The sequence below is a fragment of the Mycobacterium sp. 1245852.3 genome (assembly GCF_001669335.1).
Taxonomy (GTDB): Bacteria; Actinomycetota; Actinomycetes; order Mycobacteriales; family Mycobacteriaceae; genus Mycobacterium; species Mycobacterium europaeum_A.
The window spans coordinates 14,323-28,778 of the sequence record NZ_LZLL01000119.1; the positions used below are offsets into that span (position 1 = coordinate 14,323).

The 14,456-nt window shown below is 68.9% G+C and carries 12 protein-coding genes and 2 pseudogenes; 8 read left to right on the forward strand and 6 right to left on the reverse strand.

Annotated elements, in window-relative coordinates; all coding sequences use genetic code 11:
* Positions 1-5 precede the first annotated feature (5 nt).
* The 4 genes from A9W96_RS05420 to A9W96_RS05435 are packed head-to-tail and all read right to left on the reverse strand — an operon-like array spanning position 6 to position 3,830.
* Positions 6-809: an SDR family NAD(P)-dependent oxidoreductase gene (locus A9W96_RS05420; RefSeq protein ID WP_067138298.1), complete on the reverse strand. Its 804-nt coding sequence runs from the start codon at positions 807-809 to the stop codon at positions 6-8.
* A 2-nt stretch (positions 810-811) separates the two neighbouring features.
* Positions 812-1,444: a TetR/AcrR family transcriptional regulator gene (locus A9W96_RS05425; protein WP_067138300.1), complete on the reverse strand. Its 633-nt coding sequence runs from the start codon at positions 1,442-1,444 to the stop codon at positions 812-814.
* Positions 1,445-1,446: 2 nt separating this feature from the next.
* Positions 1,447-2,592 carry a sulfotransferase gene (locus A9W96_RS05430; protein ID WP_067138302.1) on the reverse strand — a complete coding sequence of 382 codons (1,146 nt, stop codon included), beginning with the start codon at positions 2,590-2,592 and terminating at the stop codon, positions 1,447-1,449.
* On the reverse strand, positions 2,589-3,830 hold the full coding sequence (locus tag A9W96_RS05435; RefSeq protein ID WP_197499406.1) for a DUF1214 domain-containing protein: 1,242 nt from the start codon (positions 3,828-3,830) through the stop codon (positions 2,589-2,591). The genes A9W96_RS05430 and A9W96_RS05435 overlap by 4 nt, the downstream gene beginning before the upstream one ends.
* A gap of 126 nt (positions 3,831-3,956) precedes the next feature.
* On the opposite strand from A9W96_RS05435, the gene A9W96_RS05440 reads away from it, so the two are divergent.
* Together A9W96_RS05440 and A9W96_RS05445 are read left to right on the forward strand one after the other, a co-directional pair.
* A complete protein-coding gene (locus tag A9W96_RS05440) occupies positions 3,957-4,346 on the forward strand; it encodes a PPOX class F420-dependent oxidoreductase (protein WP_067021058.1) in 390 nt (129 codons plus the stop codon).
* Positions 4,347-4,358: 12 nt separating this feature from the next.
* A complete protein-coding gene (locus tag A9W96_RS05445; RefSeq protein WP_067138304.1) occupies positions 4,359-5,222 on the forward strand; it encodes a type 1 glutamine amidotransferase domain-containing protein in 864 nt (287 codons plus the stop codon).
* 3 nt (positions 5,223-5,225) lie between these two features.
* Here A9W96_RS05445 and A9W96_RS05450 read toward each other — a convergent pair whose 3' ends face one another.
* On the reverse strand, positions 5,226-5,933 hold the full coding sequence (locus A9W96_RS05450; protein WP_067138306.1) for a dienelactone hydrolase family protein: 708 nt from the start codon (positions 5,931-5,933) through the stop codon (positions 5,226-5,228).
* Between the two features lie 73 nt (positions 5,934-6,006).
* On the opposite strand from A9W96_RS05450, the gene A9W96_RS05455 reads away from it, so the two are divergent.
* From A9W96_RS05455 to A9W96_RS33225, 4 genes and pseudogenes are all read left to right on the forward strand, one after another.
* Positions 6,007-6,546, forward strand: a complete 540-nt coding sequence (locus A9W96_RS05455) for an FxsA family protein (RefSeq protein ID WP_067138308.1) — start codon at positions 6,007-6,009, stop codon at positions 6,544-6,546.
* A 165-nt stretch (positions 6,547-6,711) separates the two neighbouring features.
* Positions 6,712-8,244: an amidohydrolase gene (locus A9W96_RS05460; protein WP_082972056.1), complete on the forward strand. Its 1,533-nt coding sequence runs from the start codon at positions 6,712-6,714 to the stop codon at positions 8,242-8,244.
* Between the two features lie 313 nt (positions 8,245-8,557).
* Positions 8,558-10,163: pseudogene (gene lnt, locus A9W96_RS33220) on the forward strand (apolipoprotein N-acyltransferase); the annotation flags it as partial.
* Between the two features lie 155 nt (positions 10,164-10,318).
* Positions 10,319-11,202, forward strand: a pseudogene (locus tag A9W96_RS33225) (polyprenol monophosphomannose synthase); the annotation flags it as partial.
* On the opposite strand, the gene A9W96_RS05475 reads toward A9W96_RS33225, so the two are convergent.
* Positions 11,180-11,515, reverse strand: a complete 336-nt coding sequence (locus tag A9W96_RS05475) for an RNA polymerase-binding protein RbpA (protein WP_007770897.1) — start codon at positions 11,513-11,515, stop codon at positions 11,180-11,182. The pseudogene A9W96_RS33225 and the gene A9W96_RS05475 overlap by 23 nt on opposite strands.
* 180 nt (positions 11,516-11,695) lie before the next feature.
* Here A9W96_RS05475 and A9W96_RS05480 point away from each other — a divergent pair, with 180 nt between their 5' ends.
* Positions 11,696-12,046: a hypothetical protein gene (locus tag A9W96_RS05480; RefSeq protein WP_082972054.1), complete on the forward strand. Its 351-nt coding sequence runs from the start codon at positions 11,696-11,698 to the stop codon at positions 12,044-12,046.
* Between the two features lie 417 nt (positions 12,047-12,463).
* Positions 12,464-14,456: type I polyketide synthase (locus A9W96_RS05485; protein WP_082972055.1), on the forward strand; the 1,993-nt coding region annotated here is incomplete at its 3' end.

The following is a 14,456-nucleotide window of genomic DNA, read 5'->3' on the forward strand; positions in this document are numbered from 1 at the left end:
CGCCTTCAGATGAAGTCCGACCCGCCATCCACATTGACCGTTGCACCGGTGACATAGCCGTTGCGCCGCGACACCAGGTATGCGGTGAGGGAGGCGACCTCTTCGGGGAGTCCGGCACGGCCGAGGTCGCAGGGCTGGTGAAAGTTGGTGTCGATCCAGGTCATGACATCGACCGGATCGGTGGCGTCGAGCCCGTCGGCGGCGAGGATGTCCTTGAGCGCCTCGGTGAAGCTCGCGGTGACAATCGTTCCAGGACACACGCAATTGACCAGAATGCCGTCCGCAGCAAGGCTTTTTGACAGATTCTTGGTTACGCTGGCCAACGCCGATTTCGATGCCGTGTAGGCGATGATCCGCGGGCTCTGGCGCTGAATCGAGTGCGCGGACAGCGTCACGATGCGCGCCCAGTCCGCGGCACGCAGCAGCGGCAAGCTGGCGCGAATCGATCGAACGGCCGACATCGTGCCGAGTGTGAACGCCTGTTCCCACTGGGCGTCGTCCATCTGCTCGAAGTAACCGTCACCCGGTCCGATCGTATGGACCAGGCTGTTCAGTTGCCCCCACCGGTGCGAGACCGCGGCGAAACCAGTGGCGATCGACTCCGCATCGGTCATATCCACTCTGATACCCACGGCGTCGGGAGCGCCAGCGCGACGCAGCGAGGCGACGGCGGCGTCGAGCGATTCCTGACCTCTGGCCATTACCGCCACGCTGGCCCCTTCGGCGGCAAGGGTTTCGGCGATGGCCAGTCCCATTCCTTTGCTGCCACCGGTAACCACGGCCGTCGATCCGGCGAAACCCAGGTCCATCGCTAGTCTCCTTCGATCGGTCCTTGCACTCGTGCGCCCAGGCCGCGCAGGCAAAACCGAATCATGCGTTCGCGCAGATCCTCTCGGTCAGCGTCGCCCGTCGCCCAATGCTGGTTGATGCCAGCCCACACCACCCCGTGAACGAATTGGGCGCCGGTGACCGGGTCGATGTGGTGAAACAACCCGGCCTGCAGACCGCGCTGCAGCGCATCGCTGAGCGGTTTGAGCATCTCCGCATAAGCGGGCTGCACCAGTGCGGGGGACTGGGACTGAGCTTCCAGCGACAGGCGACGCAGATCGGACCTGATGCTGTCGTCGAATGCCAAGTCGAGTCGTCCATCGATCCACGCCGCGACGGCGTCAATCTCGTCAGCTGCCAAGGCCATTCGGCGTCGCAGCCGTCGTTCCTCCGTGCGCGCCATCTCGAGAAAGAGCGCGCTCACCAGGTCGTCCTTGGATTCGAAATGCCGGTAGAACGCGCGAGTGCCCAGCGCCGCGCGTTCCAGCACCGCGGCGATGCTGAGCTTCCCAATTCCCTGTTCGCGCAGTACGGTCGACGCCGCCGTCAGGATCTCGCGGCGCACCGCTGCGTCCGGACTCAACTTGTCGCGTCGCCGCGTGCGGGGCGTGCTCATGGTCACGCCGTCGCGTCGTAAGCGGCGAGATAGTCCGCGAACCGCTTACGGACGCCGGCGGGTGTCAGGCCGTAGTCGGCCAGATCGTAGTCATGTGTCCCGCGGGATCCGGGCCGGTGATCCGCGGCCCAGCGCTGGACGGAAGCCAGGGTGGCATCGGTGAAAGTCAAGCCCAAGCGGGCGTAGCCGGCTTGCAGCGTGCCCACCGGATCGGTTTGCAAGTCGGCGAACGAGACGTCGGCAAACCTGCTGTCGCCCGTCCGATTGCGAAAGTCCATGGCCCGCCGGACACCTTCAACCCAGCTGTCGACCTGCTCGGCGCCCAGCTCTTCGGCATCGTCGCGGTCGCTGCTCCAGCTGCGCACGTACCGGATCAGGCTGCAGACCGACCCCATCACCTTGGCCGGGTCGCGATGACTCCACAGGAATTTGGCGTCGGGGTAGGCGTCGACGAGCGCATCGAGGGCGAACATGTGGACGGGTGTCTTGAGATGCCACAGCGCCGGCGGGCAGTGCCATTGCAGCAGCCGCAACACCCGCCGGTGATAAAGGTAGGTTCCGCGCATGTCGCAGCCCATCAACCAGGCGAGGTAGCCGGGCGCGCGAACGGCGCCGTCGAAGTGGAAGGTACGGAAGCTCATTCCCATCAAATCCTGGCATTCGGTCGGGGCGGTGGGCTCGGAGTTATACAGGGTTTTCATCAGCGGGAACATGTCGTCGAGCATCTTCAGGCCTGCCGCGGCCTGCGCGATTCGCGGATCGCTGTGCTGCGTCGCGGCCTCCGGCGGTGGGGTAGGCGCTTGCGATTCCCACATTCGCAGCGAACGAAACTGCGGATCAGCGGCAACCAACTGGCTGAGCGCGGTGGTCCCGGTGCGGGGCAGCCCGATCACGAAGACGGGACCACCAACCACCTGGTCTTCGATCTCGGGGTGCCGGCGGTAGACGTCCTCGACCTTGAGACGCTGGATCAGGGCGTTACTCAGGGTCGCGTGCTGGATGACACGCCCCATGTCGTTCAGGTCCGCCTCGGTATTGAGCGCTTCGACGATGCGTTCGAGTCCCTCGCGGTAATACGACGCGCCGAAATCGTCCAAACCGGTTGCGGCTCGGGCGCCTTCCTCCAACACATCGACATCGAACGTCACCGGCCGAACCTTTCGTGGACGGCGAGGCGTCGCGCCGCGAGGATGGATGCGCGCTCGTCGGAACTCACATATGCAGTGTCCGAAGGCAACTCGGACTGGATCCGGTCGAACGGCACCACTCGCGTCGTCGGTGTCGGAGCCGTTTCGGTACGCACGCAGCGCAGGATGATCGGACCGTTGCTGTGGCCGGCGGTGTCGAGCCAATTGGCGATCCCGGGGTCACGATCGCAAAGCACGACGCGGACCAGCCCATCGGAATCCACCGCGGCCTGGTGGGCATTCAGGCTGGACTGGTGGCGCCCATAGTGAATCGTCTCCCACCACGGATTGCCTATCGAGAAGCTCCAGTACACGCCTTCCGGCGGTTGCACTTCGACGATGAGCGCTTCGTCCGGGTGCAGCTCCCACCGGCCGATCACCGGCCTGTTCTCCGCGGCGGCTCCGATGTCGGTGCGATCGATCGGCGGTAGGAAACCGTTGCGTGGTGCCGCGGCGCCGAACTGCAAAAAGAACGCCAGGTTGTCGGCGACGAAGTCGCCGAGGGCGACCAGCTGCCGTGTCAGCGCCACGGCCGGATCGGCGCGACGCCCGGCACCCGGTACGGCGTCGCCGAGTCGTTCGATGCGCAGCGACGATGCCACCTCGGTATTCCAGTCATAGAAGAAGTGCCGCGCCGTCAATGTGGGATGCTCGCCCTCGATGCGCATCCAATTGCCTTGTCGTTCGGGTTGTTCGGCCGACAGCACAACCTCGAAGTGCCCGTCCGGATCGGTCTCGAGCTCGTCGACCAACGCGTTCGCGACCGAGCGCATGCCGTCCATCGTCTGCAGGCCGACGTAGCGCGCGCTGCCGCGATTACCGAACAATCGATAGCTTTCCCCGCCGCGCAGCACGGCGCGGGTGTAGAGGCAGTCCGGGCACTCCATCCCCCAGGTGACGATGTCGTCGGTGCTGGTGCGCTGGACACGCAACATCGGATCCGGGTCGAATCGCAGCACCTCGTCGATGCCCGCGGCGAGCAGGACCAGCAGATGGCGGATCCCGGCGGCGACATCGACTCGATTCCGGCTAACCGGATCGCATTCGACGCTTTTCGCGGCGTCGCCCAACCGGGCCAACAGATGGGACCACGCCTGGAATACATCGGCTTTCCGGGTTTCACCCGAGGATTCAGGCTCCAGCGCCGCCTCGGCGATCGTGAACGGCAACCATGACAGCGGCTTGTCCGGATTACGCACACTTCCTCGCTTCGATCGACACCAAGCGCTCTTAAGTGAAAATAGTGTTTTCACTTAAGCTGGCATGACTATCGCAGGCGGGCCTAGAGAATGTCAACGTCGACGGCGCAGCGGTACGTTGTTCTGGTGACGCCGACTTTCGCCGACCTCGCCAACACGCAGTACATCCTGCTGACCACCTTCACTAAGGACGGCAGGCCCAAGCCGACGCCGATCTGGGCGGCCCTGGACAAGCAGCGCGGCGACCGACTTCTGGTCATCACGCAGGAAAAGTCGTGGAAGGTCAAGCGAATCCGCAACACCCCGCGGGTCACGCTGGCCACCTGCACCATGAACGGTCGCCCCACCAGCGAGGCCGTCGAGGGAACCGCGGCCATCCTGGACAAGTCGGAAACGGCCGCCGTCTACGACGCGATCGGCAAGCGTTACGGCATCGTCGGCAAGGTGTTCAACTTCGTCAGCAAGCTACGCGGCGGCATGGACAACAATGTCGGCCTCGAGCTGAAGGTGGCCTGAAACCACGGCGTCATGGCTACGGTGCTGATCCCGATCCCGGACCGCGACTTCGACCCCACCGAGGTCGCCGTCACCTGGAAGGTGCTGACCCGAAGCGGCCACCGGGTGGTCTTCGCGACCGAAACCGGCATGCTCGGGGAGGCCGACGACATCATGCTGACGGGGCGTGGACTGGACCTCTGGTCCGCGCTGCCGGTGCTGGGCGCCGTCGCGCTGATCGGGCTGGCGTTGCGCGCCGATAAGGCGGGGCGCGATGCCTATCGGGATATGTTGCGCTGCAATGAGTTTCAGCGCCCCATTGCCTGGTCTCAGGCCACCCTCGACGGTGTCGATGCGCTGGTGTTGCCGGGCGGGCACCGTGCGCGCGGGATGCGCAGCTACATCGACAGCGACATTCTGCACCGGCTCGTCGTGGCGGCGTTCGCCCGCGGACTGGTGGTGGGCGCCATCTGTCACGGTGTGCTGCTGGCCGCGCGCAGCGTCGATCCCGGCACCGGTCGCTCGGTCCTTCACGGGCGCAAGACGACGGCGCTGACGTGGGCAATGGAGCGGTTGGCCTGGCGGCTCACCCGGTTCACCCGGTTCTGGGATCGCAACTATTACCGGACGTATACCGAGGACCCGGGCCAAGCCGACGGCTACATGTCGGTGCAGGCCGAAGTCACACGGGCACTTGAAGATCCGTCCGATTTCCGGGACGTCTCCCGCGGATCGCCGAACTGGCGGCGCAAGACCTCGGGACTGCTGCGCGACACGCCGACCGACTCGCGGGCCGCTTTCGTCGTCGACGATGGGGACTATGTGTCGGCGCGCTGGCCCGGCGACACCCACACGTTCGCCACGGTCTTGTCGCAGAAGCTCACCGCGGTCCGCTGACGGCTACGTCGCGGCGCCCGTGCCCAGATGCTCGCCGAAGAATGCGAACACCCGGCGCCACGCGTCTTCGGTGGCGTCGCGGTCGTAGCCGAAACCCGCGATGCGAAGCAGCGGTTGGCCGGGCAGCTCGTTGGCGAAGCTGTGCCCGGCGCCGGGGTAGGTCTTTACATCGGCGGTGATGTTCTTGGCGGCGATCGCCTTGTTCAGCTTTTCGGGCGCACCCCGCCCCAGCGGATCCCGGCCGCCGAAGCTCGCCACCACCGGGCACGCGCCGTCCAGCGTCTTGTCGAGGTTGCGCGGCAGGGGAGTGCCGTAGAACGGTGCGGAAGCGCCGAAACCCTTGGGAGACATGACAAGAGCAAACTGGCCGCCCATGCAGAAGCCCGCGACACCGACCTGCCCGGAGCACTCCGGCATGGCCTGCAGGTGGTCCCGCGAGGCCAGAATGTCGTCCAGGGCGCGGCCGCGCTGCGTCTGCAGCTCCTTCATGACGCGCGTGATGCAGCGGATGCGGCCACCGCGGGCATACAGGTTCGGGGTGACGGCCAGATATCCGGCCGCGGCGATGCGGTCGTTGATCGACTGCTTGTCTCGCCCGTAGCCGATCGCGTCGTGGATCACCACCACACCCGGCCACGGTCCTTGCCCCGACGGCGTGCTCAGTAACGCATCGATCGGTCCGTCGGGGGTATCGATCTGAATCGTGGTCATAGCGTCATCTAACTGCAATCGCACCGCCGAACACCACGGGAACTTGGGCGCGGTCCGCGGACGTTGGTCTGGCATGGTGTCGCGGCTGCTGTTGATCTACGCCGTCGTCGAACTCGCGGCGATCTTCGCGCTGGTGTCGACGATCGGATGGGGCTGGACCCTGCTGGCGCTGTTGGCGACCGTCCTGCTCGGCTGGGGCCTCATCGCCCCGATGGCGGGTTCCCACGTCGTCCGCCGGATCGGGCGACTGCGCTCCGGCCTGGCCGAGCAACGCGCCGCGGCCGGCGACGGCGCGCTGGTCAGCCTGGCCGCGCTGCTCGTTCTCGTCCCCGGACTGGTCAGCACGGCGCTGGGCTTGCTACTGCTCATCCCGCCCGTCCGGTCGGCGGTCGGCCCCGGGCTGACCGCCCTGGCGGTGCGCAAGCTGCAACGACAAATGCCCGGACTCGGTTACGCGGGCGCGTTCCGTCCACAACCTCAATCGGCTCATTCGGCGTCGTATCCCGCCGGGGATTTCGATGGGCGCGGCCGCGGCGACTACATCGACGGCGAGGTCATCGACGTGCGCGACGTCGAGGCGCCGGTGCGGCCGCAAGGATTCGACGCGCGCTGACCCGCCGCGACGGACCGCGCCGCCCACCCGCCGACTGGCCGTTATGGCCCTGCGACCCGCCGCACGTAGTTTTGGGCTGTGTCCCGCTCCGCCGTGAGTCCCGCGCCGCAGACGCTGCTGGTCAACGGTCGGGTGCACAGCCCGGCCCAACCCGACGCCACCGCGATGGCCGTTCGCGACGGCGTGGTGGCGTGGCTGGGCGGCGACCAGGTCGGCCGCCGCATGTTCCCCGATGCCGTCGTCGAAGACCTCGACGGCGGTTTCGTGGCGCCGGGATTCGTGGACAGCCACATCCATCTCACCGCCACCGGGCTGACGCTCAGCGGGTTGGATCTGCGCGGCGCCGGGTCGCAGGCGGAGTGCCTGCGGATGGTCGCCGACTACGCCACCGCCCATCCCAGCCGACCGGTGTGGGGTCATGGTTGGGACGAAACGTCGTGGCCCGAGAACCGCTCGCCCAGCACCGCCGACCTCGATGCCGCTCTCGGTGGCCGGCCCGCCTACCTGGCCCGCGTGGACGTGCACTCCGCGCTCGCGTCGACGGGCCTGCGGCGGCTGGTCGCCGAACTTCCGGCGTCGACCGGTTACAGCGCCGAGCGGCCGCTGGTCGGCGACGCGCACCATCGGGTGCGCGCCGTGGCGCGGGACCTGCTGACGGCCGATCAACTGGCCGAAGCCCGCGCCGCGGCACTGCGGGCCGCCGCGGCGGCCGGCATCGTCGCGGTGCACGAATGCGCCGGACCCGACATCGGCGGGATCGACGATTGGCTGCAGTTGCGCGCGCTCGACCATGGCGTCGAGATCATCGGTTATTGGGGTGAGCCGGTGAACAGCCCCGCCCAAGCGCACGAGCTGATGGCGGCGACCGGCGCCCACGGGCTGGCCGGCGACCTGTTCGTCGACGGGGCGCTGGGGTCGCGCACCGCCTGGCTGCACGAGCCTTACACGGATGCGCCCGACCGCACCGGAACCTGCTACCTGGACACCGGGGCCGCCGAGGCGCACCTGCGGGCCTGCACGCAGGCCGAAGTCACCGCGGGATTCCATGTCATCGGAGACGCCGCCGTGACCGCCGTGGTGGATGCCCTCGAGCGTGTCGTCGCCGACCTCGGGCCGGTCGCCGTCGCGCGCTGCGGACACCGCCTCGAGCACGTCGAGATGGTCAGCGCCGAGCAGGCCGCCAAGCTCGGCCAATGGGGGGTCATCGCCAGCGTGCAGCCCAATTTCGACGCGCTGTGGGGCGGCCCCGACGGCATGTACGCGCGGCGGCTCGGTGCCGAGCGCGGCAGTCGGCTCAACCCCTTTGCGCTGTTAGCATCCCAAGGCGTGCCCCTCGCGCTAGGTTCCGACGCTCCGGTCACGGGCTTCGACCCGTGGTTGAGCGTGCGCGCGGCGATCCATCACCGCACTCCCGGCAGCGGGGTCTCGGCGCGGGCCGCGTTTGCTGCGGCCACCCGCGGGGGCTGGCGGGCGGCCGGTGTCCGCGACGGGAAGACGGGCACGCTGGTGCCGGGCGCGCCCGCCTCCTACGCCATCTGGGACGCCGGGGACCTGGAGGTGCACGCCCCGCGCGACACGGTCCAGCGCTGGTCGACCGACCCGCGTTCCCGGGTGCCCGCGCTGCCCCGATTGGGCCCGGGCGACGCCCTCCCGCGGTGCCGGCGGACGGTGCATCGGGGCGCTGTCATCCATGGTTAGGGACCGGCCGCGCGGCGACGAGCCGGCGGACCACGCCGATGCGGCCGATCAGGACCTACCCCGGCGGCCGGACACCGACCCCATCAGCGACGAGGCCGAATCGGACCGCGACGACCAGCCCGCCGACGTGCGCCCCGAGCCGGCAGAACTCGAGGACGACGATCATGACGGGGGCCTCGCGGAATCGGAACCGGGTGACGAGCCCGGGCCGTCCGGGCCCACGCTGGCCGCGCGGTTGGGGACGGTGGCGCGCGGCGCGCTGACCGGGCTGGTCGCCGCCGTGATCGCGCGGCTGCCCGCCGCCCAGGCCGCCATGCTGCCCCGCCTGACCCGGCTCAGTTGCGCCATCGCGGGCGGCCTGCTGTTCTGCGCCAGCTTCCCGTCGCTGAACTGGTGGTGGGCGGCCGTGGTGGCCGCCGCATTGCTGGGATGGGTGCTGACGCACCCCGCGACCACGCCGGCGGGCGGCCTGGGTTACGCGTTCCTGTTCGGGCTGGCGTTCTACCTGCCGCTGCTGCCGTGGGTAGGACTGCTGGTCGGCCCCATCCCATGGATCGCGCTGGCCACCGTATCGGCGCTGTTTCCCGCCCTCTTCGGCCTGTGCGCCGTCACCGTGCGCCGGCTGCCCGGTTGGCCCATCTGGTTCGCGCTGATCTGGGCCGCTCAGGAGTGGCTCAAGTCGGCCGTCCCGTTCGGCGGCTTTCCCTGGGGTTCGGTCGCATTCGGTCAGACGCACGGTCCGTTCCTGCCGCTGGTCCAACTCGGCGGCGTGGCGCTGCTGTCCATGGCGATCATGCTGGTCGGCTTCAGCGCGACGGCCATCGCGCTCGAGATCGTGAAGTGGTGGCACTCCGGTCACCCCACTGCACGCCCCGCCGGCGGCACCGACGAACCGGGGCACCCCGATCCCGCGCCGCCCGCGGTGGTGGTGCCCGGCGTCTGCATCTGCCTGGTGCTCTTCGCGTCGCTCATCGTCTGGCCACAGGTGCGCCACGCCGGTACCGGGTCGGGCGGCGAGCCGTCGGTCACCGTCGCAGCCGTGCAGGGCAACGTGCCGCGGCTGGGCTTCGAATTCAACGAACAGCGGCGGGCGGTGCTGGACAACCACGTCCGGGAGACCCTGCGGCTGGCCGACGACGTGCGCGCCGGGGCCGCCCCGCAACCGCAATTCGTGATCTGGCCGGAGGACTCGTCGGACATCGACCCGCTAGTCAACGGCGACGCCGCGCTGCAGATATCCCAGGCCGCGGCGGCCATCGGCGCGCCGATCCTGGTCGGCAGCGTGCTCGAGGTGCCGGGGCGTCCCCCGCAGGATCCGAACTACACCAACACCATGATCGTGTGGAATCCGGCGACGGGCCCGGCCGATCGCCACGACAAGGAAATCGTGCAGCCGTTCGGCGAGTACCTGCCGATGCCGTGGCTGTTCAAGCACCTGTCCGGCTACGCGGGCCGCGCCGGAAGCTTCGTGCCGCGCCGGGGCCCCGATGTGGTGCACATCGCAGGGGTGCCCCTGGGCGTCGCCACCTGTTGGGAAGTGATCTTCGACCGGGTGCCGCGACAAGCGGTGCTCGGCGGTGCCCAACTGCTGGCCGTACCGGCCAACAACGCCACCTTCAACAAGAGGATGAGCGAGCAGCAGCTGGCATTCGCCAAGGTCCGGGCCGTCGAACACGACCGGTACGTGGTGGTGGCCGGCACCACCGGAATCAGCGCCGTCCTCGCCCCCGACGGCGGCGAGTTGGCGCGCACCGACTTCTTCCAGCCCGCGTATCTGGACATGCAGGTGCGCCTCAAGACCAGGCTGACGCCGGCCACTCGCTGGGGACCGCTGCTGCAATGGGCCATGGTCCTGGCGGCCGGGGCGGTCATTCTGGCCGGGATACGGCAGAATGGATGGTTCCCGCGTTCGACACGTCTGCGGTCCACACGTCGATCGACAGGGGCCGGTGCCACCCCGGGCGACCCCCCGCCCGACGAGCACGACCCGGACACTGCGCCCGACCCCCGGGACCGCACGCCGGCAGACGACGGCGACTGACCACCCTCCGTCCGACCAGGACGGCCGGCTTTTCGAATTCGGGCGACACAGAGGAGCTACATGACCACCGGCCAGCCGGCGCCCCAGGTTCCGGGCAACCGCCCCAGCCAGCGCGTCTTGGTGATCATCCCCACCTACAACGAGCTGGAGAACCTTCCGGTGATCCACCGGCGGCTCAAAGAGGCGTGCCCGCACGTGCACCTGCTCGTGGTGGACGACAGCAGCCCCGACGGCACCGGCCAGCTCGCCGAGGAGCTGGCGGCCGGCGATGCGGGACGCACGCACGTCATGCACCGCACCGCCAAGGACGGCCTGGGCGCGGCGTATTTGGCGGGCTTCGCCTGGGGTTTGAGCCGTGACTACTCGGTGCTGGTCGAGATGGACGCCGACGGCAGCCACGCGCCCGAGCAGCTGCACCGCCTGCTGGACGCCGTCGACGCCGGGGCCGATCTGGCCATCGGCTCGCGCTACGTCGACGGCGGGACGGTACGCAACTGGCCATGGCGGCGCTGGGCGTTGTCCTGGACGGCGAACACCTATGCCCGCCTGGCGCTCGGCATCGGCGTGCACGACATCACCGCCGGCTACCGCGCCTACCGCCGCGAAGTGCTCGAGGCGATCGACCTCGACGGCGTCGACTCCAAGGGCTACTGCTTCCAGATCGATCTGACCTGGCGAACCATCTGCAACGGCTTCACCATCACCGAGGTGCCCATCACCTTCACCGAGCGCGAGCTCGGCGTGTCCAAGATGAGTGGATCGAACATCCGCGAGGCCCTGGTCAAGGTCACCCGCTGGGGTGTGCAGGGCCGGCGGTCGGGGGCCCGGACCAGCAGGGCCGACAACCGCAGCTAGTTCGGCGGCCTGCGGGCCGGCCCCGACTGAATCGGCGGCTCAGCCGCGACGGCGGGTCTTGATGATCTCGAGGCGCTCCTTGAGCAGCTCTTCGAGCTCCTCGACGGAGCGGCGCTCCAGCAACATGTCCCAGTGCGTTCGCGGCGGCTTCACCTTCTTCGGCTCGGGCAGGTCGCCCTCGATCAGGGTGCCTTCCAGGCCGTTGCGGCACAGCCAGGTGCCGGGGATCTCGGCGTCGTCGGCGAAGGGAACCTCGAACTCCTCGCCGTTCTCGGTGCGGTACTTCGCGAGCTGACGCGGAGCCAGGTCGTGGTTGCGGTCAGTCTCGTAGCTCACGGCCCCGAGGCGACTGCCTCTCAGTACGCGATCAGCCATGGCTGCTACTCCTTCAGGTCTTCTCGGAGCTCTCCGGCTCCCTTACTGCGTTCAGTGCAAAACTCTTCATCTAGCAAACGCTGCGATCATCTGCGCAGTTCCCCGGCCGGAGCCGGCATACGCGACGCGACCTTCCATGATACCGGGATCGCCGGGAAAACCCGACTAAAGTCGGCAGGCGTGAGCCGCCGTACCCGCCCGCAGCCCTGTCGCTGGTGTGGTCGAGACGTCACCGACGCGGGAATGGGCCGTCGTCGCCAATACTGCCGGCAGTCGTGCCGGCAGCGGGCGTACGAGCAACGGGCGTCGCTGAACCGCAACGGCGCGGCGGCCGTCCCCGAGGACGCGGTGGTGCTGTCGGCCGACGAAGCGGCCGACCTGTCGGATCGCGTCTACCAGGTGCGCTGCGCGGCCGAGGACGTCGCCACGGCCGTGGACGAAGGCGCCGGTGCCACCGAGCTGCGCCGGTTATGCGACACCCTGATCCAAGCCGCCAGGGCCGCCGACGGCTGGCGCCGAGCGGGTGTGTGACCGCGCCGCGGCACCGGACCGGCCGTGCCTGGCGCCGCACCGGGACATTTCCCGACATGCGCCTGACCACCGGCTATGGCCGGCCGGGTACAGTCGCGCCATGGACGTCGGGCCATGTCTACAACGCACCGCTGTCCAGCGAGCACACCGGGCACCTCGTGTCACATCTTCTTTGCGCGGCGCGGCGCAACTGTCCAGGCCGGTCCTCCCGTAGCAGTCGGGAGCAGCGGACGTTTTGAAATCCTGTCGGAGTTGGCCATACTCACCAGCAACATTCTTGGGTCGGAGAGCGGCACGACGCTGGTCGAACGGGAAACGACGCCGCCTCGTGCAGCAAATTCCGTGACTCGGCGAGAACCGCATCCGGCGGTGGAAGACGGCCGCACGTCGTCAGGCGAAGGTTAGGCGAGGTTTGTGATGGTTGATCAACTCCAGCATGCGACCGAAGCGCTGCGCAAAGCGCTGGTCCAGGTTGAGCGCCTGAAGCGCACCAACCGTGCGCTGCTGGAGCGGTCCAACGAGCCGATCGCGATCGTCGGTATGTCCTGCCGCTTCCCGGGCGGCGTGGACAGCCCGGAGGCGCTGTGGCAAATGGTCGCCGACGGCCGCGACGTGATCTCGGAGTTTCCCACCGACCGCGGCTGGGACGTGGCGGCCCTGTACGACCCGGACCCCGACGCGCGGCACAAGTGCTACGTGAAAACCGGCGGCTTCGTCGACGGCGTCGCGGACTTCGACCCGGGCTTCTTCGGCATCGCGCCCAGCGAGGCGCTGGCGATGGATCCTCAGCATCGGATGCTGCTCGAACTGTCGTGGGAAGCCTTGGAGCGAGCCGGGATTGACCCCAGCGGGCTGCGCGGCAGCGCCACCGGCGTGTTCGCCGGGCTCATCGTCCAGGGCTACGGCATGCTCGCCGAGGAGATCGAGGGTTACCGGCTGACCGGGATGACCTCCAGTGTCGCCTCGGGGCGGGTGTCCTATGTGCTAGGGCTGGAGGGCCCGGCGGTGTCAGTGGACACGGCGTGTTCGTCGTCGTTGGTGGCGCTGCACATGGCCGTGCAGTCGCTGCGCTCGGGGGAGTGCGACCTGGCCCTGGCCGGCGGTGCGACGGTGAACGCCACGCCGACCGTCTTCGTGGAGTTCAGCCGGCACCGCGGCCTGGCGCCCGACGGGCGGTGCAAGGCCTACGCGGGTGCGGCCGACGGCGTCGGCTGGTCCGAGGGCGGCGCCATGCTGGTGGTGGAGCGCCTGTCGGACGCGCAGCGCCTGGGGCACCCGGTGCTGGCGGTGGTGCGCGGCTCGGCGGTCAACCAGGACGGCGCCTCCAACGGGTTGACCGCGCCCAACGGTCCCTCGCAGCAGCGGGTGGTGCGTGCCGCGCTCGCCAACGCCGGGTTGGCCGCGGCCGACGTCGACGTCGTCGAGGGGCACGGCACCGGAACCACTTTGGGTGACCCGATCGAGGCCCAGGCGCTGCTGGCGACCTATGGGCAGGATCGCAGTGAGCCGCTTTGGCTGGGGTCGATCAAGTCGAACATGGGCCACACGCAGGCCGCCGCCGGGGTGGCCGGCGTCATCAAGATGGTGCAGGCGATGCGCCACGAGACACTGCCCGCGACGTTGCACGTGGACGCTCCCAGCCCGCACGTGGACTGGTCGGCGGGTGCGGTGTCGTTGCTGACCGAGGCACAACCCTGGCGGGCCGAGCGCCCGCGCCGGGCGGGCGTGTCGTCGTTCGGCATCAGCGGCACCAACGCGCACGTCATCGTCGAGGCCGCCCCGGCCGAACCGGTGCGGGAGGCCGGCCCGGCGCGGGCGGTGGTCCCGTGGGCGGTGTCGGCGAAGTCCCCGGCGGCGTTGGCCGCGCAGGCGGCCCGGCTGGCCGAATACGTTCGCGCGCACGATGATCTGGACGTCGCCGACATCGGGTGGTCATTGGCGGGCCGCGCGACGTTCGAGCACCGGGCCGTCGTGGTGGGCGGTGACCGTGACCGGCTGCTCGCCGGGCTGGACGAGCTGGCCAACGACGACCCGACCGGATCGGTCATCCGGGGCACCGCGACACCGGCGGGCAAGACGGTGTTCGTCTTCCCCGGCCAGGGCTCGCAATGGCTGGGCATGGCAATCGAATTGCTGGACACCGCACCGGTATTCGCACAGCAGATCCGGGAGTGTGAAGAGGCCTTCGCCGAATTCGTCGACTGGTCGCTGACCGACGTGCTTCGCGCCGCGCCCGGCGCTGCGAGCCTGGACCGCGTCGACGTTGTGCAGCCGGTGCTCTTCGCGGTGATGGTGTCGCTGGCCGAGCTGTGGAAGTCGGTCGGGGTGAACCCCGACGCGGTGATCGGCCATTCGCAAGGCGAGATCGCGGCCGCCTACGTCGCCGGCGCGCTGGCGCTGCGCGACGCCG